Source organism: Clostridium sp. FS41, assembly GCF_000954015.1.
GTDB classification, from domain to species: Bacteria; Bacillota; Clostridia; order Lachnospirales; family Lachnospiraceae; genus Enterocloster; species Enterocloster citroniae.
The window spans coordinates 120272-146013 of the sequence record NZ_JYHN01000067.1; the positions used below are offsets into that span (position 1 = coordinate 120272).

Below are 25742 nucleotides of genomic sequence, written 5' to 3' on the forward strand. Positions count from 1 at the left end.
GTCCGTTTATTTGTTTTCCCTCATTCGGACCCTCTTACGGAATACGGACGGCGTAATGCCGGTGATACTTTTAAATACCCGGTTAAAATGAGTCACATTAACAAATCCCACGGAACGGCTTATTTCCGTTATCCGATCCTCTGTCTCCATCACCATTCTCTGGGCGTTCAGTATGCGGGTAGTATTGATATACTGCACCACTGTCTGATTTGCGTATTCCTTAAATATCTTACACAAATAGGGCGGTGAGATAAACAACAGGTCAGCCAGCTTCTGAAGCGTAAGATCCTCCTGGTAATGGTAATTAATGTAATCCATGATTTCAGAAACACAATCCGTATTCTTTAACTTTTCAGCACCTGACATAACGGATTTTTCAAGCATGGTAAGCACCATTGTATTTAAAATAGATTTCATATATTCTTCCCGGTATTCTCCCGCCCTGTCCTGCTCCTCCATAAACATCTCCATGAGAACGTGCATCCTCTTGTTGGATTTGGCATCCATGCGATAAATACCGGTGCCTGCGGACAGTTTTTCCCGCAGTTCTTCAGAACTAATTTCATGTTCACGAAAGCAGATCAGGATCCGTTTAAACGCAATGTCCTTCCCGCTATATGCACAATGCATGATATAAGGAGAAAACAGGACAAAATCCCCCTGTCTGGCAAAATACGGCTGGTTGTTAATGACAAAATGGCGTTCCCCTGCTTCCATATAGTAGATTTCATAATAACTGTGGTAATGTGCTTTTTCTATATTGTCATTTACTCCACAGACTCTCTCGCAGGCCATTGATCTTCCCTGCTCCATCAAAATTCCAGCGTGGTCAACCATGTAATCCTCCACCAAACATAACGTCTTTGCGCCATCTGTAAGGGTCAGCTTTGCAGAACAGTAAAGTATTCAGGGTATTGCCGGAACAGATCCCCTTCCTCATCCATTAATTTGCACAAATGATCCTGAAGGATCTGTTTGGCTTCCTCTGCCTTTTTCTTTTCAAGGGCATTCACCAATTCCACATGCTGGCGGATCGAGTTTTTCACGTTATTGATATCCCAGGTTGTCATTGTCCGCATCCGGTCATAATGACTGTTCCTGGTTTTCAAAATTTCCAGAAAAAGCGGATGGCCTCCGATCAGGAACTGGTCATGGTGAAACTTGTCATCCAGGGCAAAATACTGCAAATTCAAATACTGCTCGATCATCTTTTCCTGCTGTTCGATCAACTCCCGCAGCTGCCTGTAGTCATCTTCTGTGGCCCGTTCCACAACGCTGTTTATGTTCTCCAGTTCCAGCAGATAACGAAGCTGCCGTTCTTCCTTTGCCCTTTCCCGGTCGATCTTTGTCACCACTGTCCCGTATTGGGGCATCATGGAAACAAGGCCTTCCTTTTCCAGTTGTAAAAACGCCTCCCTGACCGGTGTCCTGCTCACTGTTCTCTCCATCAAAATCGTCATAGATGCCGCAATCTCACTGGCGCTCATGATCGACCCTGGAGCCCGCTCCAGCCAGCAGATCTGTCCCCGAAGGGTCGCGTAAATATTCTCCTGCATGGTATGGCGGTCCTTGACAACAGGCGCTCTCTGTCCATTCATCATCACAATATTCCCCCGGATCTTATTTGGCAAAATGAAACTGCTGTCCAAGCCACTGGCAGCACAGGTAAAACCATGTTCTCGGATGCGGATCCACTTCTGCACCGGGCCTGCATACCTCTTCTGTGCACATGGACAGCCCATGGGCACCTGTGGGATACAAATGGCATTCGTAGGATACTCCGGCCTGCTGGAGAGCATTGATCAAAAGCAGGGAATTCTGGACCGGAACCACTGCATCATCCACAGTATGCCAGATAAAACAGGGCGGCGTATCTTCGCTCACAAAGTTCTCCAGGCTGAATTCTTTCCAGCTCTCTCCCCGCTTTTCGCCTGTTATATTCTCAAAAGAGCCTTCATGGGCATACTCCCCGGCAGATACCACGGGGTAACACAGGATCAAGGCGTCCGGGCGGTTCCATCCCTTATCTTCCGCAATCGGTGCTCTGTCCCGCAGCGTTCCCATGCTCAAAGCCAGATGCGCGCCTGCGGAGAATCCCAGAACAGCCAGCCGGTTCCGGTCCACTCCCCACACATCCCCGTTCCTGCGGATCGTGGCAACACATTCAGAAAGTTCCTTTAAGGGCTGGTATCCCCGCGCTTTATCCGCCACTGAATACAGAAGCAAAAAGACCTGATATCCCTGGGCAAGCCATTCCTGTGTCACCGGGTCCATCTCGCGGTCAGATAAAAATCCATATCCGCCTCCCGGGCATACCACCACACAGGGCCTTTCGTCAAATTGCGGCCAGCTTTCTGACTTTTCGTGGAGATAGCCCCGCATAAGTGCACCTTCCTTGCCAATTTGCATTTCAAAATATCTCATTGTCTCTCCCCTTACTGGTATGTTATTATAACATGTCAACTCTTCTGATTGTACCACAAGTATCCCAATTTTGCAAAGAGCTTTGCTTGTCTTATTTCTTTTCCACATCCGTATAATACAGATGCCTGGGAAGTCCGTCTGTCATAATAGGAGTCAGCTCCGCCTGGATCAGGGGGCGTATGTAGTTTACAAATTCTTCGGTCACGTAATCTCCATCCCTATTGATCCACTCCCGCGGAACCTTCTTTTCCACATTGGCTACCTTGTGGACATCATAGATATCCGTCACGCAGATATAGGGATCATCCGACACCCGCTTCAGTATGATCATCTTGCCGGTCTCCCCCTCAAAGGCTTCCTTTACCGCGGCGCCTCCAACCTGGAACGCCTCCGTGATATCCACCCTGGACACAATATGGGACGCACACCTTTGAAGGGAGTTAAACTCAATGGCCCTTGTCTTGCACCCCACTTCCCGGTTGATCTTTTCCGCCAGATATCTGGCCGTACCTGTAAGCTGCTTGTGGCCAAATGCGTCCACAAACTCAATCCCCTCCATGAGTTCGCACACATAACGGCCGTCAGCCAGCTTCACGCCCTCGGACACGGCCACCACCACTGACTTTTTGTGCCTGTGTAGCTCCTCCACCTTTTTCATAAAGCTATCCACATCAAAGGTTACTTCGGGAAGGAAGATCATATCCGGGCCTTCACAGTCCTCACACTTTGCCAGGGCCGCCGCCCCTGTCAGCCAGCCGGCATTGCGCCCCATGATCTCCAGGATTGTAACGTTCTGCTGGTCATACACCAGTCCGTCCCGGATCACTTCCTTTGTTATGGCCCCTATATACTTTGCCGCACTTCCGTACCCCGGCGTGTGGTCCGTGGCCGCCAGGTCATTGTCAATGGTTTTGGGCACCCCCATAAAGCGGATCCTGCTGCCGTTTAAGAGGGAGTAATCTGACAGTTTCTTAATGGTATCCATGGAGTCGTTGCCGCCTATGTAAAAGAAAAACTCCACCTCCAGCTTGTCCAGGATAGCAAATATCCTGTCATAGATCTCCCGGTCCTCGCAGATCTCGGGGAGCTTGAAGCGGCATGAGCCAAGGTAAGCAGAGGGCGTCCGCTTTAACAGTTCAATATCCAGGTCCGTCTTAATGTGCTCCGACAGGTCCACATACCGTTCCTGCAAAAGCCCCTGGATACCGTGAAGCATGCCGTACACCTTCTTGGCTCCCCTGTCTTTAGCCGTCTTATAAACCCCTGCCAGGCTTGAGTTGATCACCGCCGTAGGTCCTCCGGACTGCCCTACGATCACATTACCTTTAACCTCTGTCATAAGAATACCTCCCATATTTAATTGTAAGCGCTTACAAAACTACTTATATTTTAATATAAAGAAAAAAGAAACGCAAGGGGGGAATCATATTTATTTGCGGAAATTTTTCCTGCGGTTTTCCCGGAGGGAAATCCGCAGGGCAGCCATCCCGCTGCGCTGCCCTGCTCTCCCCACTCACTCGTCCAGATGACGGCAGTCATTTAACTCCACAAGGCGGCAGGTATTTGTGCCGGGGTCATAGTCAATGGTGGTGATGCTCACATTGCTGACCACGATCTCCTTGGCCTCGGGCTGTCCTTTTAACAGGTGGACAATAAAGTGGGCCAGAGTACCTCCGTGGGCCACCACCGCAGTATCCCCCTCAATATCCCGGCGGATAATGTTCCAGGCCTCCTGACATCGGCTGTCCACCTGGTTCAGCGTCTCGCCTCCGGGCGGAGCTACGGTGGCAGGGTGCTGCCACCATGATTCATACAGTTCCCGGTCCGTGGTAAGTATGTCCTCCGCCCTGCGCCCCTCCCAGTTCCCATAGCCGATCTCCACCAGCTGAGGCAAGGTGTGGATCGGCACGTTCTGAGCCGCTGCAATGGCCTGGGCCGTCTCCATGGCCCGAAGCTGGGGGCTGGAATAGATGGCGATTATGGGACGGTTCTCCATGCCTTTGGCCAGGGCCTGGGCCTGCATTTTGCCTGCGGCATTCAGAGGAATGTCCTGCCTTCCCTGGATCTTTCCTTCCACATTCCAGTCTGTCTGTCCGTGACGAATTATATATATCTTCATTTGTATTCTCCCCTTACAGTTCTTCCAGGCTCCATCCATCCCTTACAGGATTGTGTCCCAAAGCTTGATCCCCGCCTCCATCAGCAGGGTCTGCCTGTCCTTCACCATTTACCGTGATGGCATTCAGGGCCAGCTTCATGATGTCCTTGATCTCATCCTCCGTCATCTTCATCTTGGCCGCCAGTTCTTCCACTGAGGCTTCACGGCCCAGTTCAGCGGCCAGCATCTGGGATACGGTCTGGAGGACATTCACCCTGGCAGCCATATTTTCTTCAATCTCATGCTCGGCCTTCTGCTCTTTCAGGGCAAGTTCCACCCCTTCCTTTACGCGGCGCTCAAGCAGGCCCTCCCATTCCTCGCTGGCATCATATTCCACGGCCGCCAGCATGAGGGCTGTGTTGGCCTCCTGCACAATGTCTGACATGGGCAGTTCGCTGCCCTGGTATTCTGCCACCAGGTCCAGGACCTTTTTCAGGCTGCCCTCCACCAGGCGGCTCCTGGCATCCCCATCTCCCCGGGCTGTTTTTTCCAGAAGGACAGATTCCTCCTCCAAGGTCATGGGCGCAATATCCCCGATCTCCTCCAGATACATTTCAAAAAAGTTTTCAGCCATATATTTATTCAGTTCCTTTCACTCTGTTCCCTTTATTGTATTTAATAGGATAATCCATCCCCCTGTATAAGTCAAGAGATCAGGAAGAAACCTCTTTACAAACACTTGTGATACGTGATAAGATAGGCATAGTTTATAAGGAGGACTTAATAATGGATATCAACTATGAACTATATAAAGTATTTTACCATGTCGCCATCACACTGAGTTTTTCCGAGGCTTCCAAGCAGTTGTTCATCTCGCAGTCAGCGGTCAGCCAGTCCATTAAGGTCCTGGAGAAAAAACTGAACCAGCCCCTGTTTATCAGAAGCACTAAGAAAGTACAGCTGACCCCGGAAGGTGAGATCCTTTTAAAACATATTGAGCCTGCCATGAACCTGATCAAGCGGGGGGAAAACCAGCTGCTGGAAGCCCATACCCTAAACGGCGGACAGCTTCGCATCGGCGCCAGCGATACCATCTGCCGCTACTATCTGGTCCCCTACCTGAACCGGTTCCACAAGGAGTTTCCCAATATCCATATTAAGGTTACCAACCAGACCTCTATTGAGTGCGCCCGTTTTCTGGAAAATGGTCAGGCTGATTTTATTGTGACCAACTATCCCAACTCCGCCCTGGCCGGAAACATGCACACCCGGGTCATCAACGAATTCCATGATGTGTTTGTGGCCAGCAGGTCCGCCTTTCCTCTGGAAGGCAGGAAGCTCACCCTGGAGGAGCTGCTGGACTATCCCATTATGATGCTGGACCGGAAAAGCACCACCAGTGAATTCCTTCACCAGATTTTCCAAAAAAGCCAGCTGGACCTGGTTCCCGAGATCGAGCTCTCCAGCAACGACCTGTTGATTGATCTGGCCCGCATCGGCCTTGGGATCGCATTTGTGCCTGATTTCTGCATCCCTGCCCAGGATGAGAATCTGTTTATCCTGAACCTGAAGGAGCAGCTTCCCTCCCGCCAGATGATGGTGGCCTACAATGAAAGCCTGCCCGTATCCCAGGCTGCCAGACAGTTTATGGATATCCTGCAGTAGAGCACGCCTGGTCCGTCCGGTCCCAGAATGCGTTTACCGCCTGCCCCACATTATAGCGGTTGACCACCGTATAGGTCCCCCACTCCCTTGGAAACAGGGATACACACTGGGGATTCAGGAAGCGGTCGTCCAACAGGGCGATCACCCCCTTGTCCCTGATGGTACGAATCACGCGGCCTGCGGCCTGCATCACCTTATTCATACCCGGATACTGATAGGCATAATCAAAGCCGCAGCCGCCCTGCTCATCAAAATAATCCCTCAGTATCTCCTGCTCCGTGTTCACCTGGGGCAGGCCGGTCCCAATGATAATGGCCCCAATAAGGCGGTCCTCCTTTAGATCGATCCCTTCTGAAAAGATCCCGCCCATAACGCATAGCGCTGCCAAAGACCGGTCCCTTTCCTCCTCGAAATGCTTCAGGAAATCTTCCCTCTCCTCCTCGGTCATACGATTCTTCTGGGCGATCCAGGTAAAATCCAAAACATGTTCTTCCTGCCGCCGGCCAAGGATCTCTCCTATCTCATTCAGATATTGGTAGGATGGGCAGAACACCATATAATTCCCCTGTCTTCCTTCCACGATCCGGCATATATAATCCGCTATTTTCTCATACTCCCGCCTGCTGCGCCTGCTGTACCGGCTGCTCACATCACTGGCTGCCAGTACCAGGCGGTTTTCCTGGGGAAAGGGGGACTTTGCATATACGGCATACTCTTCCTGGCTGCCGCTGAGCAGTTCCTTATAGTATTGGATGGGCAGCAGGGTCGCGGAAAAGAATACGGTGCTCTCCCCCCTGTCCAGACATTCCTTCAGGTTCAGGGACGGATTGATGCACAGGAGCTTTACCATAAACTGTCCGTCAGGAAGAAGCCTGGCATAGATCCGATAATTGTCATCCAGCCTGTCATAGACATATAGAAAATCCCTTGCAGCAAAATAAAATTCCAATACAAGATCTCTGTCCGGAAACTCCACGTTCTCGTTCATAAAGGTTTCCAGTTCCCCGAACAAAGACATGAGCTGCAGCGCCAGAAGATTCACATCAGGGAGAAGTTCATAGTCACTTCCCAGGACCTGCCTGTGAACGATCCCCTCCTCATTCCCTGACCCATATGCCCGCTTCAGCTCCAGAAACTTCTGGTTGCACTTGTCCAGCTGTGGCAGGACACGGCCTGCTCCTGGCTGGGATTTTAAAATCCGTTTTACTAAAAGCACGTCCTCCTTTACAAGGCTGGCGCTGTACATTTCCCTGGCTCTTGGCACCAGGTTGTGGGCCTCGTCCACCAGGAACAGATACCCCTGTCCCGGCTCCCCCTCTGAAAAGTACCGCTTCAGCCTTACATTTGGATCAAACACGTAGTTGTAGTCACAGATGATCCCATCCACCCAGTTGCTGATATCCAGGCAGAACTCAAAGGGGCAGATTTGAAAGCGCTCCGCATATTCCAGCACCTTGTCCCTGGTAATGCCGTCCACTTCCCCAATGATCTCATAGACCGCATCATTAACCCGGTCATAATGGCCCCTGGCACGCGGACAGGACTGGGGATTGCAGTCCGGCTTATCCATGATGCACAGCTTTTCCTTGGCAGTGATGGTAACCGTATTAAAATACAGTCCCCCTCGCCTCAATATGGCAAAAGCCTCCTCAGCCACACTTCTGGTAATGGTCTTGGCGGTGAGATAGAACAGCTTTTCCCCGTGCCCCTCACCCATGGCCTTCAGACTGGGATAGATGGTGGAAAGGGTCTTGCCAACTCCTGTGGGTGCCTGGATGAACAGGTTGCGCTTTCTGGCAATGGAGCGGTACACATCCACAGCCAGTTCCTTTTGTCCTTCCCTGTAGGGATAGGGAAAAGGCAGCTCCTTAAGGCACTCCTGCCTGCGCAGGCCATGGTGGTAAAGGTATCTCGCCCACTTTACATACTCGTGGATCAGTCCCTGAAACCACTGGGTCAGGTTCTCAAAGTCCCTCTCCTCCCTGAACCGCCTGATCTCCTCCGTCTCTATGTTGCAGTAGGTGATCTGGATCCCAATGGTATCCAGATCATGGTCATGGCTGTAAAAATAGCCGTAACACAATGCCTGGGCCAAATGGACCGGGTCCGGCTCCTCCAGCCGGTCTACATCCATATAAATACATTTGATTTCATCGATCACAGTGCCGGCCGGTTCCGTAATGATCCCATCCGCCCTTCCCTCCACCAGGATCTCGAACATATCCTCCCGGACCCTGTGCTTTAACATCACCTCAGAGCGGTAATCGCTTCCCATACGCCTCTGTATCTTGCGGTGAAGCCTGCTTCCGGCCTGCATGGCCTCTTTCTTTGCCCCTGCTGTCCTGCGGTTATCCAGATCACCGTTTCGCATCACAAATTCCACCAGATTGCGTACCGATATCCTGATTGGCGGCTGCGCCTGGGTCTGTTCCTCCAATTCCCGCTCCCTCCTTGCTCCCCGGATGCCCAAAATTCAATGAAACATCCATACCTGTCATCTGTCCGTCCTTATATCCCACATATCATACCATAAAAAAGGAGGGATTGCAAACAGACGTTCGCAATCCCTCCCGGCCGCTGCCATCAGGCAGCCGTCCATCAGGCAGCCGTCACAGCTGCATGGGGTAAAATGGTGTCCAGGTATTCCTCAAACCGTTCATCGGCTCCGTTAAACTGGACTGTCAGTACCCTGGTGAGATCCAGGCTCAGTACTCCCAGAATGGACTTTGCGTCAATGGTTACCCTGTTGTAAAATACGTCAATATCAAAGTCACACCTGGTAGCTTCCTCTACAAACCGCTTTGCTTCAGCTATTGTTGGTAACATAATCTTCTTTTCTTTCATAGTTCAGTCTCCTTTTAGGGGCACCCCCTGATCCCTGTTGCACGGATCCGGGTGTCCATCAATGACAATTGGAAAGGTTGAAATATATATATCACTATTATATTCAATTGTCAAATTTCGTTTCACCCCTCGCCCCTGCCGGGGGGAGGAATTTTTATGTCCATTATCACCTAAACAACAAAAAAATCCATTATTTTTTTGTAAAATAGTTCAGGACAGTTCCCAAATTTCTGGGGAACCATCCTGATTCTTATCCGCTGCAGCCTGATTTTGTTCATTGAATTTTAGCTTTTCATAGAAAATTCCGGCCCGAAGCCATCATTTACCGCTTTAAAACAAGGTGCTGCGGCAGTCCGTTGACCATAAACGGCTGATAATCTCCCTGGATCAGCGGCTCCACATAGTTGACAAATTCCTGGGTCACATAACTGCCGTCTTTGTTCACCCAGTTCCTGGGCACCACCTTTTCATTGTTTGCGATCTTGTGCACATCATAGATACCTGCCGCGCTCATATACGGATCATCTGAAACACGGTCGATCACCACCATCTTACCGGTATCTCCCTCATCCGCTGCCTTCACAGCAGCGCCGCCCACCATGAAGGCCTCATTGATATCCACTCTGGACGCCATATGGGAGGCACTTCTCTGCAGGGTTGAAAGTTCTACGGACCTGGCCTTGCAGCCCAGTTCAGCAGCCAGGAAACCTGCCAGATAATCTGCCGTACCTGCCAGCTGCTTGTGTCCGAATGCATCCACATAATCGCTTCCGCCTGCCAGCTGGCACACGTACCGTCCATCCAAAACCTTGATTCCCTCAGAAACGGCGATCACACTGGATGGTTTTTTCTCAATAAGATCCTTGCATTTTTTAAGGAATTTATCAATGTCAAAGGGAATTTCCGGCAGGTAAATGAGATCCGGTCCGCAGCAGTCCTCAGTCCTTGCAAGAGCCGTGGAACCGGTCAGCCATCCCGCATTCCTTCCCATACACTCCATGATCGTGATGGTCTTGCGCTTAAAGGAAAGGCCCATGGCATCCCGTATCACTTCCTTGGTGGATGTGGCTATGTACTTGGCAGCGCTTCCAAAGCCAGGAGTATGGTCCGTCAGCGCCAGATCATTGTCAATGGTTTTTGGAACCCCCAGGAACTTCTGGTCATGGCCCTTCACAATGGCATAGTCTGACAGCTTCTTTATGGTATCCATGGAGTCGTTGCCGCCAATATAGATAAAGACTTCGATCTGCAGCTTATCCAGGATCCCGAAAATCTTTTCATAAAATCCTGGATTCTCATGGATGTCCGGCAGCTTATAGCGGCAGGAACCCAAAAATGCAGAGGGCGTCCGCTTTAACAGCTCAATATCCATGTCCGAGTGGATCTGAGTGGACAAGTCCACATACATTTCCTCCAACAGGCCTTCAATCCCATGGAGCATTCCATACACCTTGTGGAATCCCCTCTCCTTTGCCGTCTTGTATACCCCTGCCAGACTGGAATTGATAACTGCCGTGGGTCCTCCTGACTGCCCAACTATGATATTACGTCTTTTCCCCATACAATATCCCCTTTCTTAGTAGTATTAATAATGGCCGTCCGGCTCATCAAACTCACTCTCATCGTTCCCATCGCCCTCATATCCACCCATAAACTCCCTGGAGGATACCCGCTTATTGTCACGCTCCTGCTCTACCAGCTGGGATAACTGTTCCTTCACCGCCTCGCAATTCCTGATATTATGTATATCAAAGGCCTTCATGGTCTTGTCGCTGCTGTCCACATGGATCGTGCCCAGCCCAACGATCCTCTGCCAAAAGGACCTGCGCAGGGATAGGTCCAGAATGCGGTACAGACGCACCTCATCCTCATGTATATTCAACATACCCGACTTGATAAAAAGACGGTCTTCCGTCAGTCCATATACAGTAAAGGTCCAGGGCAGACCCAGCCAGTTTCGTTTTCTGTCTCTCCATACCAAATCATCACGTTTCATTTCCAGTTCCTCCTCTGAGCGATCCTGCCAATGTCTCTTTTCCTATTGTACTATAAATTCTCGCAAATTTCCATAAAAATCTCGCAAATACATTCATAATTCTGCGTTTTTTCTCTTTTGTTTCCAATGTTTTCTTATAACTCATAAAAACGCTCCTATCTTCTGAACAAATGAAAACAGCTGCCCAAAGGACAGCTGTTGATGATCTCTTGATGATCTCTGTTTTTCTATATCTCTGTTTCTTCTATACCCTCAGTGGACAAGGGGACACACGGTTTTGCACCACAGCTTTGCGATTCTGCGGCGTTACTGTCGCTCGGCGTATGTCCCCCTTGTCCACTGAGGGTAATTATAGTGTATGTATATCTCAATCCTTAAGGTTCTCCTGTTCAGCGTCTTCCTCCTGCTCCTCAGGCAATTCCACTTCTTCCCAGATAAAACCGCCGGCTGTTTTCTGAGCCCCGCTGAGGGCACATGACAGGCTTCTTCTGCTGATCTTCAGGCTTCTGCTGGCATGGGCAATGGAAAGGAACTCCCCAACCACCTCTCCGTCCGGGGTTTTTTGAAGCAATGGCCGCTTATCGTGGTTTCCTATTTTACTTGTAAGATCGATCTCTATGTTCTCCTTGGGAGAATCCACCAAAACCTTCCTCCACACAAATCCGCCTCCGGTTCTGCGCTCGCCGTGAGCCGCCCTGGCTATGGAGCCAATGGAAACTCCTGTGGCCTCATGGGCCGCCCTGGAGCTTTTGTAGTCTGCCAGATACACACCTTCTGTAGAATATTGACGATATACATAACCTGCACTAATTGTCCGACTCATCTGTAGTATTATCCTCCCGTTATTGTAAGATTGCCAAATGCACATAGTCATTATATCAACTATTGACTTCTTTGTCCAGACAACTCCTTACACGTATACCTCCCCCTATTTATAGTGTATTCGTTTTTGCGAAGATGTTTTTTTCAAAACACTACCGCCCGCTGTCTGCCTTTTCTCAAAAAGGCTTGTACTTGTTGCAAAAGTCATAGTAATTTTCCATTGTTTGTGATAAATTATATATATCAAACATTCAGCACGGAGGTAATGGAATATGTATGCAGAATTTACAGATGACCTGATTACAGGTAATGAGATGATTGATTCCCAGCACAAGGAGCTGATCAGCAAGATCAACGACCTATTAAAGAGCTGCGAGGAACGGTCCAACCAGAGCGGGGCGGCCAGGATGTTAAACTTCCTGGCAGACTATACAGACTATCACTTCAGGGAAGAGGAGGAACTCCAGGCTTCCATCAATTATCCTGGCATCAATGAGCACAAGGAGAAACACAAAGAGCTGAGGAACACCGTACAGGAACTCCACGAGATGCTTATGGAGGAGGAAGGTCCCACTGATGCATTTGTGGAAAAGGTCAGTGAAAAAGTCAGGGACTGGCTCTACTACCACATCCAGACCTTTGACCGCTCTGTGGCGGAATTCAAATTCATGAGGGACAACGCGGAGCGTATCTGATGTCCCCACATTCAAAACAGCCGATTCCAGGCACCGGACCAGGTGCTGGAATCGGCTGTTCTTGATTAAAAATCTACTCTTCCTCCGGCCTCTTAATTCCCACCGGTCTCACTGAGATTCCATTTATTTCCACATGTTCATTGATGGCAATGACAATACAGGGCCGCCCCTCTATCATCCTGTTTTCCACCAGATAGGTTTTATCCGGCGCAACCTTGATGCTCACATCCGGGGTCTTGATCTCAAAACTCTTTGTGTTCACCACGTTTGCCGCCACAAAGCTGGTTCCCGGGCCATCCTCCACTTGCGCGTACCGCTGTTCAAATTCTTCCAGCTTTTCCGGCGTTGCCCCATTGGTCTCCAGAAGCTTTTTCACCTGATACTTATCCAGGGTCAGGGGAACGGGCTCATCCTTTGTCTCCTCCACCAGCTCGGCCAGGTTCTCGTGAATGGTCTTCACCGTCTCAAAATCGCAGTTTTCTCCCAATGTCTCCTCCACAATGGCCTGGAAGGTTTCCTTCTGGCTCTTGGCCGACATGGGAACCACGCACCCCAGAAGCTCATCGATCAGGATCTCCGGCATCTGTTCCGGGTTCTTTGAATAATATAAAAGACTGTGGATATCCGTATTCCTGTCATTAAAGGCCGGGAACAGGAATCCCTGGTCCGGCGCCTCCCCCAGCCAGTCCCTGCTGCGGTTCTCAATGGCATTGGTCAGGGGATTGTAGCTCAGCCCGGCCTTGGCCAGTTTTACCGGACAGATGGTGCAATGAATAAACTCATACACGTATTCGGAGGCGTCAAACATCTCCATTCCGTCCGTGGCCTTGGCCGGAATATCATACGCACAGTGGATCAGTATGATATAATAATTTTCACCATAGTCATAGTTTGCGATCACCTTATCATAAAACTCCTCCAAAACCCCATCATCCTTAAGCTGGCTGTCCCGCAGCTTCATAAGGAAATGATGTGTGCCTCCCTCGGCCTCGGTATGTAAGGGAAATTCCATATTGATCAGGTTCTTCCCCACCGTACCGGACAGGGCATTCCTGAAAATGGTAAAATACTTAAAGGCTTCCTCCTCGGGCAGGGAAAGGAACGCCTCCTTAAGTTCCGTCTTCTTATTCTTCTCAGCATCTACGTAACAGCCGCAGATACGTGTGATGGCACAGTTTGCCGGAGTAAAAAGCTTTTTTATTTCATTTGCTTCTTTTTTATTCATCCTGTCTCTCTCCTGTCCTTACCGCCTTGTCCCACACCAAAATGGACCGGACGGTTCATATTGACAGCTTTTATACTAGAACAGAATCTCCCATAAGTCAAGTAGCCAGTTTCCCGAACTTACCGGTCTGCTGAGAGTAAGGAAAGATTTTAACAGTCCAGGGTCACCAGTGTCCATCTCTCATTCTGCATCATGACAAAGCATGGCCGTTTGATTCTGAACCGGTAATATTTCTCAACAATATTCTGGACAACTCCGTATTTCATCAGGCTTTCACAGGGCGGATAGATGGGCATATGTAATAACTCCTTTCAATGGTTCGGTCTGCCTTGGCGTGCTGGCGCCAACGCCGGTTTTGCTCCGGGCATAATCAGGCGGGCGCTTTGCACATTTGCCAAAGGGATTCTCATGTCAGACACAGATATTACATTTTATGCAGCCTGTCCTCTAAATATGCTCAAACCACAGCTTCTCAAACTCCCGGGCCGGAAGAGGCTTGGAAAATACATATCCCTGTACCATGTCGCAGCCGATAGAGCGCAGGTACTCCACCTGCTCCGTTGTCTCAATACCTTCAGCCACCACCTGCACATGCAGCCGTTTTGACAGGTCCACCAGGCATGTGATCACATCCCTGGCCTTTGACCCCGTCATGTTGAGGAAAAAGGACCGGTCCAGCTTGATCGTGTCCACGTCAAACTCCTTTAAAAGTCCCAGTGAGGAATACCCAGAGCCAAAATCATCCAGGGAACAGTCAAATCCCAGCATATGCATCTGGCGGATAATGTCCCTCACCCGGTCAATCTGCTGGTTGTCAAAGAAAATGGATTCGGTCAGTTCAAACTCAATGGCTCCCCGCGGAATCCCGTACTCCTGCGCAATGCGGTAAAACTCATCCAAACAATCTTCCTTTGTAAAATGCTGCCTGGACAGATTCACAGAAACAGGGATTAATTCCCTGCCCTGCCGGATCCAGCCGCGGATCAAAGCGCATACCTCTGTAAACACATAGAGGTCCAGCCTGCATATTTTTCCGTTGCGCTCAAACAGCGGGATAAAATCCGATGGATAGATCACGCCTCTCTCCGGGTGGATCCACCGCACCAATGCCTCGGCTCCCTTGATCTTTTCATCGCCAAGCCTTACCTTGGGCTGCAGATACACATGGAAATCATGATTCTCAAGGGAATCCTCAAACAGGTCATTAAGCTCCTGTTCCTTTTTTAATTGTTCCGTCAGGCTCTCATCATAGAACACACATCCCTGCCAGAAATCCAGATCCCGGCCCCGGCAGGCAAGCCTCGCCCTGTCCTGTATGATCGTAATCTCCTGGGAGGGATCCTCCACCCGGCAGGCTCCCTGCCTGAAAGCCATATGGCAGCCGGGCAGGTCTGTGTTGCGGAAGGAATTGATGTCCTGGATCATGTTGTCCAGCCTGCCCTGGACCTCCTGAGGTGTGTTGGCCCTGATACAAAGGAAAAAATAGTCGGATTCGCCTCTTCCCACAAACTCATCCTTGTGCGGGCACACGTGCTGTTCCAGCACCTGGTATATGTAGCCCAGTATTCGGTTGCCTGTAAGGCTTCCAAACCGTTCGTTGATGAGTTTAAAATTCTTCACATTCAACAGCACCACCGTATAAGTACCCGGTTCCATCCCCCTGGCCAGTTCCCGGTACTTCAGCTGGAAAGCGGCGTTATTCCTTCCCCCTGTCACCGGGTCCACAAAGGCAAGGCGTTCCAGCTGCAGCCTGTGGATATGATAAAACCGGTATACGGCAAAAAGAAAAATAAAAAAGATAAGCATTGTGACCGCCATGATCACAAAGGACTGGATGATATAGCGATCGGCTCCGCCGGAAATAATATCAGAGGGGATAAGTGTAAAGAGGAACCAGTCATTGATCTCCAGTTCATTGTATGCCAGAAACAGATCCTCCCCGGTAACTGCGGTAAATTCCAGAATGCCGCTGCTGCCCTTGTGCATGTCAGACTGCATCTGGTAAATATCCGACTTCACCTTACTGTCCTTCTCTTTTCTGAATATATCATCCAGCTGGAGGAACGGCTTTAAATCAGTGGGTGAAATAATCACCTGGCCGGTGCTGTCAACAATGCAGCTGATCACCTGCCCGTTAAAACTTTTAGAGGATATCATAGCCTGCATATTTTCCTTGCTTCTTATCCCAACCAGCACATCCTCCACCTGATTATCCCTGTAAACGGGAACGGAATAAAAAATGCTCCGCCCTCCCAGATAATTGGCACTTACCTTTCCCAAAAAAGAGGACTGGATGCCGGGTATCTTTAAATAGTCTTCCGGTGTCAATTCCCAGGAAGAAAGGTTAGAGTCGGAAGAAATAAAATTCCCCTGTCTGTCCATGATGATCAAAGGATCACATTCCAGTATGCGGGCTTTACGGTTCAGAAATTCAGTGATCGACTCCTCTTCCTGATACATTGTCAGGCGGGAAATGGAATCTGACACCATCTCCAGGTCGGTCATCTTATTGATCATTGCATCCCTGATATCCCTTGTAAGCTGTGATGTCACATCATACAGGTATTCCTGGGTGCTTTGGTTTAACACCACACGCAGTCCTGCCGCATTCCAAATGGATACCGCAAAAACAAAAACCAGGGCTACAGATAACAGTATCATCTGCACTCCCCGGAAAAAAGGCTTTTGATCATCAGGAAATCTGTTTTCTATCTGCTTCATTTCCTTTTGTTCTCCATTATCTTAAAGTGTATTCTGTTTTATTTTAAAATACGGCACAGGATAAATCAACATACGATTTGTGTACGTAAGCATATAGTATTCTGGAAAATCTATGATATAATAGAGTGTATTCTCGGAGTCCTGGCCCCCATTCCTGCGGCTGATTTTCCGAGAGTGCATTAGAGACATTTGGAGGATTTGTTAATGGAGAAAAAAAGAACATTATACGAATACCTGTACCAATGCCTGCGCGAACAGATCCTGACCGGTTACCTGGGTTATGGGGATACCCTCCCTTCCCTTAACCAGTTGTGCGATATCTATCACGTGGGGATCAGGACAGCAAAGGATGTATTAAAGGATCTGAAGGAGGAGGGCCTGATCCGGACCGAGGAGAGAAGGCCTTCCGTAGTTATATACCGTCCCTGTACCGGTGCGTTAAATGAGGCGGCCATACAAACTGTCATGGAGAAAAAGACCTCGATCCTTCAGGTCTATGAAACCATGACCCTGCTGATGCCCTGCCTTTTTTCCTTTTCCGCCCAAGTGTGCGGCGCAGAGACGCTGGAGCACTGTTTCCAGCAATTAAAGAAAAGCAGCAGAAAATCCCTGCGGATCCGCTGGAAAGCCTCATCCGTTGCCCTCCACAGCCTGCTGGACGCATCTGATAACCTGCTGTTCAGGGATATTTTCACAAGCCTTGAAATCTGTGCTCGGGTACCGTTTTTCCTGGACTGCACCCAGTCTGAGTTCTTTGCATCCGCTTATAAGGATTACAAAGATCCCATGTGGATGATGGATGCTGTGAACAGAAAACATCCAAGGGAGATCCATCGCTGTTTTACCGGTATGTATCGTTCCATCACAAGCGCGGTCAGACAGTATCTGGATGACCTGTCCTCCCACATGACGGTTCCCATAATGGATGATCCCGATTACTACACCTGGAGCGCGGAACAGGGAAGGGACCATTACTATATGCAGATTACCCGCGATCTGATCGATAAGATCGGGACAGGCTATTACAAGGACCGTTCCTTTCTTCCACCGGAGGCGGCACTGGCTGAGGAATACCAGGTCTCTGTGTCCACCATACGGAAAGCCCTTGCCGTGCTCAACAAGACCGGTTTCTGCCAAACCTACAATGTCAGGGGTACCCAGGTGACCCTTTTTAACGATGACGCCACACTGCAGTGCATGAAGAACAAGGTCTTTAAAAAGGACACACTGCTGTATCTCAGCGGACTTCAGTTCATGGCCATCGCAGTGTACCCTGCCGCCGTTCTGGCATTTGATTTCATTGACAGCGCCAGCATTGAGCGCCTGAAACAGGATATGAAAAAAAACAACGTCATTCCCCTGGACCTGCTGGTGCAGTGCATCATAGACCATCTTCCCCTACAGCCCTACAAGGTAATCCTTACAGAGGTCAAAGAAATGCTCCACTGGGGTTATTACTATTCCTTTTACAGCGAGGGGCTGAACGCAGCAGACGCATTATACCAGAAAAGCATGAAGGCATTCCGCTGTCTGGCTTTTGGTGAAAAGGAACGGTTTGCGGATCAGCTTTCCCAATGCTACTGCCATATGCTGGAATTTGTCCGCAATTTTCTCACAGGCTGCGGCCTTCCGGAGGCTGCCGTCCTGGCAACGCCCCATCCCGGAACTTACTGATCCCGGACATTGATGAGCGGAGACATTACTGGGATATTACTGTAGGCTGACATTGCCGATAGGGCTTGATGAGGATACGGCCGCATGCTATAATGTATCTCTCATTACCATCATATAAAAACACAGGAGGTTTCACATGGACTTTATTTATGAGAAGAATAGGATCATGCTGCCAGGAGACAATGGCGCCATTCTTGCCGAGGTATCATTCCCGGACGTGGATACGGATACGGTCAATATCGACCACACCTTTGTGGATGACTCTCTGAGAGGACAGGGGGTTGCCGGCAAACTGATGGAAGCAGCTGCAAAACAGCTTCGGGAAACAGATAAAAAAGCGGTTCTGACTTGCTCCTATGCCGTGAAGTGGTTTGAAAAGCATCCTGAATACAGCTCAGTGGTGAAGGGCTGATCACCTGACATCAACCTGATGTCACTTTCCAAAAACAGATTCTTCCTTGATATCCAGACGGCTGCACCATTCCCTCATCTTTGACTCATCATAATATGAAACAGAGAAGTCGTCCAGGGAGAGGCCGATCTGGATATCAGTCTTAATCGTGGCCAGCTGTTTGGAGAGCATGGCAGCCGCTTCCCCGCACACCTCGCCCTCTTCGGTCTTTGTCAGGGCCTTGTACGGGGAACGGCTGATCCCAAGACCATTTTTCCAGAAGTCCTGCAGTTCTTTTAAAACTGTCTTATCCTCCTTTACATCATGAATGGCCTCATAGAGATCCTCCACACTTTTGTATTCGTTCAAAAGGATCGGCGCAGCGCTTGCCACCCCCTTGACTCCCGGGATATTATCTGAGGTGTCCCCCTGGATCCCCTTTAAGTCGGTTATCTGGCAGGGCCATACCCCTTCCTCCGCAAATACGTGCTCTGCTGTGAACTCAAAGGTTTTTTCCGGCAGGTTGACGCTCCTTTTATCCAGGCCGTAGGGAGCATAATATTTATTGTACAATTCATCTGCTTTTTCCTGTTTGGACTGGACCATCCAGGCTCTTACATTGTGCTCGTCACTGACAAGCTGAAGGTAATCGTGGTCTTTTGTCATCACCACCATGGGGATCTGATCCCTGAATTTCATCACCAGACTGCCTGCATAATCATCCGCCTCAAACTGACTGTCATATAAGACCCGAAACCCTGCATCCTCCAGGATTTGTTCAAGGAGTACAAACTGCTGTTTCAGCGGTTCCGGCGTAGCGGACCTGGTCCCCTTATAGTCCGGGTACAGCTTCCTGCGAAATGTATCCCTTGTTTTATCAAACACAAAGGCAATGTGGTCCGGCGCCTGTTTTTTTAGCAGGGAGGCTGTGGCCTTCAGCACGCCGAAAATCCCATTGGTATACGTACCGTTCTCTGAATGGAGTATTTTATCGTAGTGTTTCTGCCTCTCCTCCTCGGTCTTTGCAAACATGATTTCCCTTGGCAAAACAGCATAATAACAGGTTGACAACAGGGAGGAGCCGTCAACGATCACAAATTTTCTCTCTGACATATTCATTCCATCGCTTTCATTTTAGTCACAGTCCAGTATATCTTTTGCCCGCCCCACCGTCAATGCAAAAAATTCCGGGCCGGATCCCCGGCCTGAATCCCCGGCCTGAGTCCCCGGCCTGAGTCCCCGGCCTGGATTCAACAATGCCAGGTCAGTTCACCTGCGGGCACCACAACATACTCATCCGCCCGGGCTCCCATCCTCATGATCACATTGCGGATCCCCGCCTGAATGATCATCCTTGCACATAAAGGACATGGTTTGGCCCTGTGCACGGAATTGTCCATGGGATTGACCCCTGCCAGATAAAGGTCAGCACCCATGGTCTGTTCCCTTGAGCAGTTTAACAGCGCATTCTGCTCCGCATGGACCGCACGGCAGATCCCATATCCCTCTCCCTGGTGCATTCCCAGTTCGATCCTGGGACATTTCCCCGTGTCACAGCAGTTGTCATACCCTCGGGGCGAACCGTTGTAGCCCGTGGAGACTACCACATCATCCTTAACAATCACGGCTCCGTATTTTCGTTTAATACAGGTGCTCCTGTAGGCAAATGTCTCAGCCACATTCAGATATGTGTCTGTCTTTGAAATTCTCTGTATTCCATTGGGCTGTACCATGGTATCTGTTCCCTCCCCATAAGTTCAATGTACTCTCGGAGTCTCCGAGAGTACACATCATTTAACTAATATCTTATATCAAAAATACGGAACTATCAACTAATTATAACCCAGGAATCTGTAAGAAAGTCTTAATTGTTTTTATGTATCTTTTATTCCACGGACAAACTTTTGTCATACTTTTCCAGTAGTATAGAACATGTACAAGGCACAAACCTTTTTATATATACCTTTCATACTCATGCCGCCGGGATCATTACTGGCGGCTCCCCTCTTTTTTAGGGTTTCTCGTCTATCTGTTCTCTGGCTTCCTTCAGCTTATCCCCCTGGCTTTCCTGAAGATCCATGGCACTGTCCCACAGACGGCCGGCCTGTTTCCGCTTTGCCTCCAGTGAACGGTTCTCATTTTCAATCATATCGCCAACATTTGCACCGGTTCCCATTCCCTTGCTTTCCAGCTTGTCAATGTGTATCCCGCCCATGTGTATCTCAGCTTCCTGCACCCGTGCATCCCCTTCTGCCTTGTCCTGTGCCGCTGCGATCTTTTCAGCATGTTTTAAGTCCGCCGATGCCCCCGCAAGCCTGCTCATATGCTCCGCGTCCCGCTGCTGCCGGGTTTTGTGTCCATCATCTCTCCCCGGCTTCTTTTGATCGTCCTGTTCCACGGCCTGCTTTGCCTGGCTTGCATATGCATCGGAAATCTGATGGTCGATCTGCTCCAGCTGCTTTCCATAATATTTCAGCTGCTCTTTAATGTCCTCCACCTTTCCTCCGTTTTTAAGCGTGGATTCCACAAGGTCATTCCTGTTCTTTATGACCGCCTCCTTTTGCTTCCTCAGATTCTCGATCATACTCATCAGCTTGCCCTGGGGCGAAAGGTTCACCCGGTCCTTTTTCATATGCCCCGCCTTAGCTCTACCGCCATCCGGATGATTCCTGGCAACAGAGGCATTGATCCGGGCGGTATTGATAACAGAATGTCCAGGCTGCTGCATCGCAAGGTTAACTCTCATCTTAATCCTCCTGTTCTTTATGAGTACTCTTATCTATTATCGTACCATAGCCTGAAAAGTTTACTGTTTTTAATCCAAGAGAAGCTTTTTTACAGTTCATTGATGGTTTCGGTTACGGACAGATCTCCTATTCTTTTCGCCGGAGCATAAGCTGCTATGGCCGCTGCCAAGAGTACAAACACAAGTATGACCGCCAAATTGACAACGGGGAACCGCCAAACAGCATAGCTGAAATGGCTGGCAATAAGTTGATCGAACAGCAGCTTACTGCAGGGCACTCCCACCGCACAGCCGGCGGCGCAGCCCCAGAAAGCATAGGTAAAAGCTTCAGCAGCGATCATCCGGGTGATCTGGCGCCGGTCCATCCCCACTGCCCGCATGGCGCCGTATTGCTTGATCCTTGCGCATACGCTCATGGAAATGCTGTTTACAATATTCAACAGGGTAACCAGGGTGATGATTCCCAAAAATCCATATACGCAGGATACAAAAGCAAAATATGTGCCGGTGGTGCGTTCATCGCGCTTATCGTTAAATACATACCCACCGCCTGCCGCCCGCCCCAGCGCCTTGATGTCCTCATCGGTGGCATCACCTGTTGTCTGGATCATAATCAGGGAGTAATCCTCCACATCCGTCAGGCGGGTAAACGTATCCCTGGAGGTGATCAGTGTAATCTTGCCGTTAGTAAGGCCGTCACTGCTGAAGGGGTCATATTTAAGCAGACCGGCGATTTCCAGTTCACTGCCAGCCACCAGAATCCTGTCTCCGATCCTCAAGGGACTGTTCTGATCCCAGGCTGCCAGGACATGACCGCTGTTTCCATAAACCTTTGAAAGGCAGCTGCCCCGTGTTAACGCACGGTCCTTTTTAAGGCAGTCTAAATCGAAATCATCAAAGGAAATGATATCAACCGCACCGTAAACCGTGGTATCGCCCATTACTTCTGCCGGGACCCCAAGGCAGCTTTGACGGCCATAGACATATTTTACCCCCTTCATACCGCTGATGGTGCGGACCAGTCCGCCTGGGATTGAGTTGGAACCGTCACTGCTTGAAATATCCACGTCAGAGGTGCTGGCCGATTGCGGCATCACGTAGTTTACAAAGTTGATCAATACGGAAAAACTGAGAAAAAGGATAATGGTAAGGGCAAAGGACCCCGTCATCAGAAACAGGTTTTTCTTTGCCGATACCCCATGATGAATGCCCAGGGCTGTTTCGATTTTAAGAAAACGGAAATCAACCGCACAGCGTACCGCCTGCGCTCCTGTCCGCGCATTTTCCCAATGACCGGAAGCTGCCGTCACAGGCGATACGTTTGCCGCTCTTTTTGCCGGTGATCCTGCAGCAAGCAATACGGTGACAACGCCCACCACAATACCGCTGATCAAACCAACAATGCTGAACCGAAACAAGGGTATATGAGAAAATTCCTCACCCACAATAAAACGCAGGACGGCACACAGGACCCATGAGGCAAACGTTCCAAGTAAAAGACCAATGGGGACCGCGGTTTTACACCAATTGAGAGCCTCCAGCCTGATAAAACGATAAATCTGCTGTTTACTCATTCCGATGCAGCGCATCATACCAAAAAACTGTGTTCTTTGGGCCACGCTGCTGTTCATACTGCTGGAGATCATTAAAGCTCCGGCGATCAATACCAGCAGAAATAAAACCGCGGCAATCAACAAAAGGGATTGTCCCATTGCGCTGTTAAACAAATTTTGAACCGGCAGACTACCATGTTTTTCCAGCAGTCTTTCCTGCTCCATCCTGGCCCCCATCTCGGCCATACTGAACACAGCCGTTACCATAAACACGGAAAAAATAATACACAGCAGGGTCATACGGTTCTGCCGCCTGTGTACTTTGGCTGATATCGGGATCAGGCTAAGGTAACTTTTCATTCGCGGCACCTCCCCAAGTCGGACACCACCCCATCGGACACCTGCAGGATCCGGTCCGCTGTCTGTGCAATGCTCCTGCTGTGAGTGATCATAACTATGGTCTGCTCATATTTTCTTGAGGCTTCCTTGAGCAGAGTGATCACCTCGCTGGTGTTTTGGGAGTCAAGATTGCCGGTAGGCTCATCAGCGAGGATGAGCGCCGGCCGTGTGATCAAAGCCCGCCCGATCGCAACGCGCTGCTGCTGGCCGCCGGATAGCTGGCTGGGCAAATGATGGCGGCGCTCTTTTAAATTCAATACAGCAAGCAGTTCTTCCAAATACTTCTTGTTGGGTTTCTCATAATCAAGCAGGACAGGAAAGATGATATTCTGCTCCACGGTCAATTCCGGGATCAGATTAAAGTTTTGAAAGATGAAGCCTATATTCCTGCGGCGGAAAACAGTCAAGCTGCTGTCTTTCATGGAGAAAATGTCCCTGCCATCAATCAACACCTTGCCTGAAGTAGGCGTATCAAGCGCGCCTATCATGTTCAGCAGCGTGCTTTTCCCTGAACCGGACTCTCCGACAATGGCAACGAATTCACCCTTTGGGACAGAGAAAGCCGCTTGCTTCAATGCATGTACAGCAGCTTCCCCCCTTCCATAGGTTTTTGAAACATTCTGTACTTCTAACAGATCCATAAAGTCTAACACCTCTTTCTTCCTTGATCAGGAAAGAGTACCACATCAACATTACTGCCGGATGACACACAGCCTACAATTTTGTAGGAATCAAAAAATTGATGGTAAAAACCGTGCCGGCGCCCAACACACTGTCCACCTCGATGGTTCCCCTGTGCGCTTCCACAATTGCCTTTGCAAGGGGAAGCCCAAGTCCCACCCCCTGCGTGTCTTTTGAAAAACGGCTGCGGTAAAACCGTTTGAAGATATAATGTATGTCCTCCGGGTGGATGCCGCTGCCATTGTCTTTCACAACAATCTGGACCATTGACGCAAAGCTTCTCCACTCAACAGAAACAGAATTTCCTGCCTTGGTGTGGTCCAGGGCATTTTTCACAATATTACCGACCGCCTCTGTGAGCCAGTTACGGTCGCACAGCAGTACAACCATATCATCTCCAAAAAAAGACAGTGTTTTTCCTTCCTGCCCGGCCTGAAAAGCAAAATGCCGTTCAATACTTGCCATCATGTCGGACACATTTTCAACTGTCTTTTCCAAAGTGATCGTCCCAGCGTCCAGCTTTGTGATCTTCAAAAGATTCTGCACAAGTGTCTCTATCCGGTCAAGCTCCTGTTCCGAAAGGGCGGCAAACTCCCTGATGGCCGGCGCATCCTCTGCATCTTCCCGCATGATCCCGTTATAGATATTCAGGGCGGTCAGAGGTGTCTTGAGTTGGTGGGATATGTCGGATATGGTATCTTTCATAAACCTTTTTCCACGTTCCTCATTCTCGGCATGGGCGTTCAGGATGGACACCAGAGAATTGACTTCATGAAACAATCGGTACAGCTCGCCCTCGTCATCACAGTGGATCCGGGCATCCTTATCTCCCCCAATATATTCTTTGATCTGCGCGATCGCTTTTTCCATGATCTTATGCCGGTTCCTAAAATACAGGTACATGGCCGCAAGAACAAAGCTTTCCATGCAGACAGACAATCCCAGTACATACAGCTCCGCATATTCCACCTTCAGACCGATCAGGACAGCGGAAAGCAGAACGGATCCCGCGGCGGACAGAAACACCATACAAAAAAGATGCTTGATTTTTCGATCTGTGAATATTTTCATGGCTCTCCTCAATCCTCAGCATTCCATTTATAGCCCACACGGCGGACCGTCACGATCTTTTGCGGATTGCCTGGGTCATCCTCAATTTTTGTGCGTAACCTGCGGATATAGACCGTCAGCGCACTGCTGTCTATATAGTTTTCATCACAGTCCCAAAGTCTGCCCAAGATCTGCTCCGGCAAAAGGACGATATTCGGATTTTCCATAAACAGGCACAGCAGTTTGTACTCGCCGGCCGTCAGATCGATCATCACTCCGCTTTTATAGACCTCCCGCTTTAGCAGCTGTATCTTGATGCCATTGGAGCTTAGTTCCGTATCGGCCTGGTTGAAATTATCACTTCTGCGAAGAAGCGCATTGACCCGCGAAAGGAACACCGTCAGCTTAAAAGGCTTTGTAATGTAGTCATCACCGCCTATATCAAGCCCCATGATGATATCTGTCTCTTCGTCCGCCGCTGTCAGGAAAATGACCGGTACTTTGGAGGTCTGGCGGATCTTCCTGCATAGATCATAGCCGGAGCCATCAGGCAGGGATACATCCAGAATAACCAGATCATACGTTCCATTCATCCACAGCGTTTCTGCTTCTAATTTTGTCCGGGCAACATCAATCTCATACCCCTGTTTTCTGATGGCAAAGGACAAACCGCTTATTAAACTCAAATCATCTTCAACAAAAAAAATACGCCTCATTCTTTTCACCGTCCTTAACATGCATGCACTTCCGATCATCCC

At 49.5% G+C, this 25742-nt stretch carries 26 protein-coding genes; 4 read left to right on the top strand and 22 right to left on the bottom strand.

Annotated features, from left to right (window positions below; genetic code table 11):
• Positions 1-6: 6 nt before the first annotated feature.
• The 6 genes from CLFS41_RS20315 to CLFS41_RS20340 all read right to left on the bottom strand — a co-directional run bounded on the left by CLFS41_RS20315 (position 7) and on the right by CLFS41_RS20340 (position 5156).
• Positions 7-837: a helix-turn-helix domain-containing protein gene (locus CLFS41_RS20315; protein WP_045093296.1), complete on the bottom strand. Its 831-nt coding sequence runs from the start codon at positions 835-837 to the stop codon at positions 7-9.
• Between the two features lie 44 nt (positions 838-881).
• Positions 882-1601, bottom strand: coding sequence for a GntR family transcriptional regulator (locus tag CLFS41_RS29120; RefSeq protein ID WP_048930659.1), 720 nt, complete (start codon positions 1599-1601; stop codon positions 882-884).
• Between the two features lie 19 nt (positions 1602-1620).
• A complete protein-coding gene (locus CLFS41_RS20325; protein ID WP_045093297.1) occupies positions 1621-2424 on the bottom strand; it encodes an alpha/beta hydrolase in 804 nt (267 codons plus the stop codon).
• Between the two features lie 91 nt (positions 2425-2515).
• On the bottom strand, positions 2516-3763 hold the full coding sequence (locus tag CLFS41_RS20330; protein WP_045093298.1) for a 6-phosphofructokinase: 1248 nt from the start codon (positions 3761-3763) through the stop codon (positions 2516-2518).
• Positions 3764-3937: 174 nt separating this feature from the next.
• Positions 3938-4543 carry a histidine phosphatase family protein gene (locus tag CLFS41_RS20335; protein WP_045093299.1) on the bottom strand — a complete coding sequence of 202 codons (606 nt, stop codon included), beginning with the start codon at positions 4541-4543 and terminating at the stop codon, positions 3938-3940.
• Between the two features lie 13 nt (positions 4544-4556).
• Complete coding sequence (locus CLFS41_RS20340) at positions 4557-5156, bottom strand: sigma-70 domain-containing protein (protein WP_045093300.1); 600 nt, start codon at positions 5154-5156, stop codon at positions 4557-4559.
• A gap of 152 nt (positions 5157-5308) precedes the next feature.
• Here CLFS41_RS20340 and CLFS41_RS20345 point away from each other — a divergent pair, with 152 nt between their 5' ends.
• Complete coding sequence (locus CLFS41_RS20345; RefSeq protein ID WP_007863922.1) at positions 5309-6187, top strand: LysR family transcriptional regulator; 879 nt, start codon at positions 5309-5311, stop codon at positions 6185-6187.
• Here CLFS41_RS20345 and CLFS41_RS20350 read toward each other — a convergent pair.
• The 6 genes from CLFS41_RS20350 to CLFS41_RS20370 form a co-directional block, all read right to left on the bottom strand.
• Positions 6168-8624, bottom strand: a complete 2457-nt coding sequence (locus CLFS41_RS20350) for an ATP-dependent DNA helicase (RefSeq protein WP_330376790.1) — start codon at positions 8622-8624, stop codon at positions 6168-6170. The genes CLFS41_RS20345 and CLFS41_RS20350 overlap by 20 nt on opposite strands.
• Before the next feature lie 161 nt (positions 8625-8785).
• On the bottom strand, positions 8786-9031 hold the full coding sequence (locus CLFS41_RS20355) for an HPr family phosphocarrier protein (protein WP_007863918.1): 246 nt from the start codon (positions 9029-9031) through the stop codon (positions 8786-8788).
• A 322-nt stretch (positions 9032-9353) separates the two neighbouring features.
• Positions 9354-10592, bottom strand: coding sequence for a 6-phosphofructokinase (locus tag CLFS41_RS20360; RefSeq protein ID WP_007863915.1), 1239 nt, complete (start codon positions 10590-10592; stop codon positions 9354-9356).
• A 24-nt stretch (positions 10593-10616) separates the two neighbouring features.
• On the bottom strand, positions 10617-11027 hold the full coding sequence (locus CLFS41_RS20365; protein WP_045093301.1) for a PH domain-containing protein: 411 nt from the start codon (positions 11025-11027) through the stop codon (positions 10617-10619).
• Positions 11017-11172, bottom strand: coding sequence for a hypothetical protein (locus tag CLFS41_RS30155; RefSeq protein ID WP_007863912.1), 156 nt, complete (start codon positions 11170-11172; stop codon positions 11017-11019). Before CLFS41_RS30155 ends, CLFS41_RS20365 begins: the two co-directional genes overlap by 11 nt.
• Positions 11173-11394: 222 nt before the next feature.
• Positions 11395-11850, bottom strand: coding sequence for an NUMOD1 domain-containing DNA-binding protein (locus CLFS41_RS20370; protein ID WP_007863910.1), 456 nt, complete (start codon positions 11848-11850; stop codon positions 11395-11397).
• 271 nt (positions 11851-12121) lie between these two features.
• Here CLFS41_RS20370 and CLFS41_RS20375 point away from each other — a divergent pair, with 271 nt between their 5' ends.
• Positions 12122-12544 (top strand): hemerythrin family protein, encoded by a 423-nt coding sequence (locus CLFS41_RS20375; RefSeq protein WP_007863909.1) that lies wholly within the window; start codon positions 12122-12124, stop codon positions 12542-12544.
• A gap of 73 nt (positions 12545-12617) precedes the next feature.
• Here the strand turns inward: CLFS41_RS20375 and CLFS41_RS20380 are convergent, their stop codons facing one another.
• From CLFS41_RS20380 to CLFS41_RS20385, 3 genes are all read right to left on the bottom strand, one after another.
• A complete protein-coding gene (locus CLFS41_RS20380) occupies positions 12618-13769 on the bottom strand; it encodes a DUF4317 domain-containing protein (protein ID WP_045093302.1) in 1152 nt (383 codons plus the stop codon).
• 149 nt (positions 13770-13918) lie between these two features.
• A complete protein-coding gene (locus tag CLFS41_RS30480; RefSeq protein ID WP_007863907.1) occupies positions 13919-14065 on the bottom strand; it encodes a hypothetical protein in 147 nt (48 codons plus the stop codon).
• Between the two features lie 151 nt (positions 14066-14216).
• The gene (locus CLFS41_RS20385; protein ID WP_045093303.1) at positions 14217-16490 is read right to left on the bottom strand and encodes an EAL domain-containing protein; all 2274 of its coding nucleotides are present in this window, start codon (positions 16488-16490) and stop codon (positions 14217-14219) included.
• A 204-nt stretch (positions 16491-16694) separates the two neighbouring features.
• Between CLFS41_RS20385 and CLFS41_RS20390 the strand changes: the two genes are divergently transcribed.
• Positions 16695-18164: a GntR family transcriptional regulator gene (locus tag CLFS41_RS20390; RefSeq protein WP_045093304.1), complete on the top strand. Its 1470-nt coding sequence runs from the start codon at positions 16695-16697 to the stop codon at positions 18162-18164.
• A gap of 136 nt (positions 18165-18300) precedes the next feature.
• Positions 18301-18576: a GNAT family N-acetyltransferase gene (locus CLFS41_RS20395; protein WP_007863903.1), complete on the top strand. Its 276-nt coding sequence runs from the start codon at positions 18301-18303 to the stop codon at positions 18574-18576.
• 21 nt (positions 18577-18597) lie between these two features.
• On the opposite strand, the gene CLFS41_RS20400 is transcribed toward CLFS41_RS20395, so the two are convergent.
• The 7 genes from CLFS41_RS20400 to CLFS41_RS20430 all read right to left on the bottom strand — a co-directional run bounded on the left by CLFS41_RS20400 (position 18598) and on the right by CLFS41_RS20430 (position 25700).
• On the bottom strand, positions 18598-19668 hold the full coding sequence (locus CLFS41_RS20400) for a 5'-3' exonuclease H3TH domain-containing protein (RefSeq protein WP_045093441.1): 1071 nt from the start codon (positions 19666-19668) through the stop codon (positions 18598-18600).
• 137 nt (positions 19669-19805) lie between these two features.
• Positions 19806-20288, bottom strand: a complete 483-nt coding sequence (locus CLFS41_RS20405; RefSeq protein ID WP_007863901.1) for a dCMP deaminase family protein — start codon at positions 20286-20288, stop codon at positions 19806-19808.
• Positions 20289-20566: 278 nt separating this feature from the next.
• Positions 20567-21301, bottom strand: a complete 735-nt coding sequence (locus tag CLFS41_RS20410) for a hypothetical protein (RefSeq protein ID WP_045093305.1) — start codon at positions 21299-21301, stop codon at positions 20567-20569.
• Positions 21302-21390: 89 nt separating this feature from the next.
• On the bottom strand, positions 21391-23214 hold the full coding sequence (locus CLFS41_RS20415; protein ID WP_045093306.1) for an ABC transporter permease: 1824 nt from the start codon (positions 23212-23214) through the stop codon (positions 21391-21393).
• A complete protein-coding gene (locus CLFS41_RS20420; RefSeq protein ID WP_045093307.1) occupies positions 23211-23894 on the bottom strand; it encodes an ABC transporter ATP-binding protein in 684 nt (227 codons plus the stop codon). Before CLFS41_RS20420 ends, CLFS41_RS20415 begins: the two co-directional genes overlap by 4 nt.
• 73 nt (positions 23895-23967) lie before the next feature.
• The gene (locus tag CLFS41_RS20425; RefSeq protein WP_045093308.1) at positions 23968-25005 is read right to left on the bottom strand and encodes a HAMP domain-containing sensor histidine kinase; all 1038 of its coding nucleotides are present in this window, start codon (positions 25003-25005) and stop codon (positions 23968-23970) included.
• Between the two features lie 8 nt (positions 25006-25013).
• The gene (locus CLFS41_RS20430; RefSeq protein WP_045093309.1) at positions 25014-25700 is read right to left on the bottom strand and encodes a response regulator transcription factor; all 687 of its coding nucleotides are present in this window, start codon (positions 25698-25700) and stop codon (positions 25014-25016) included.
• Positions 25701-25742: the final 42 nt, after the last annotated feature.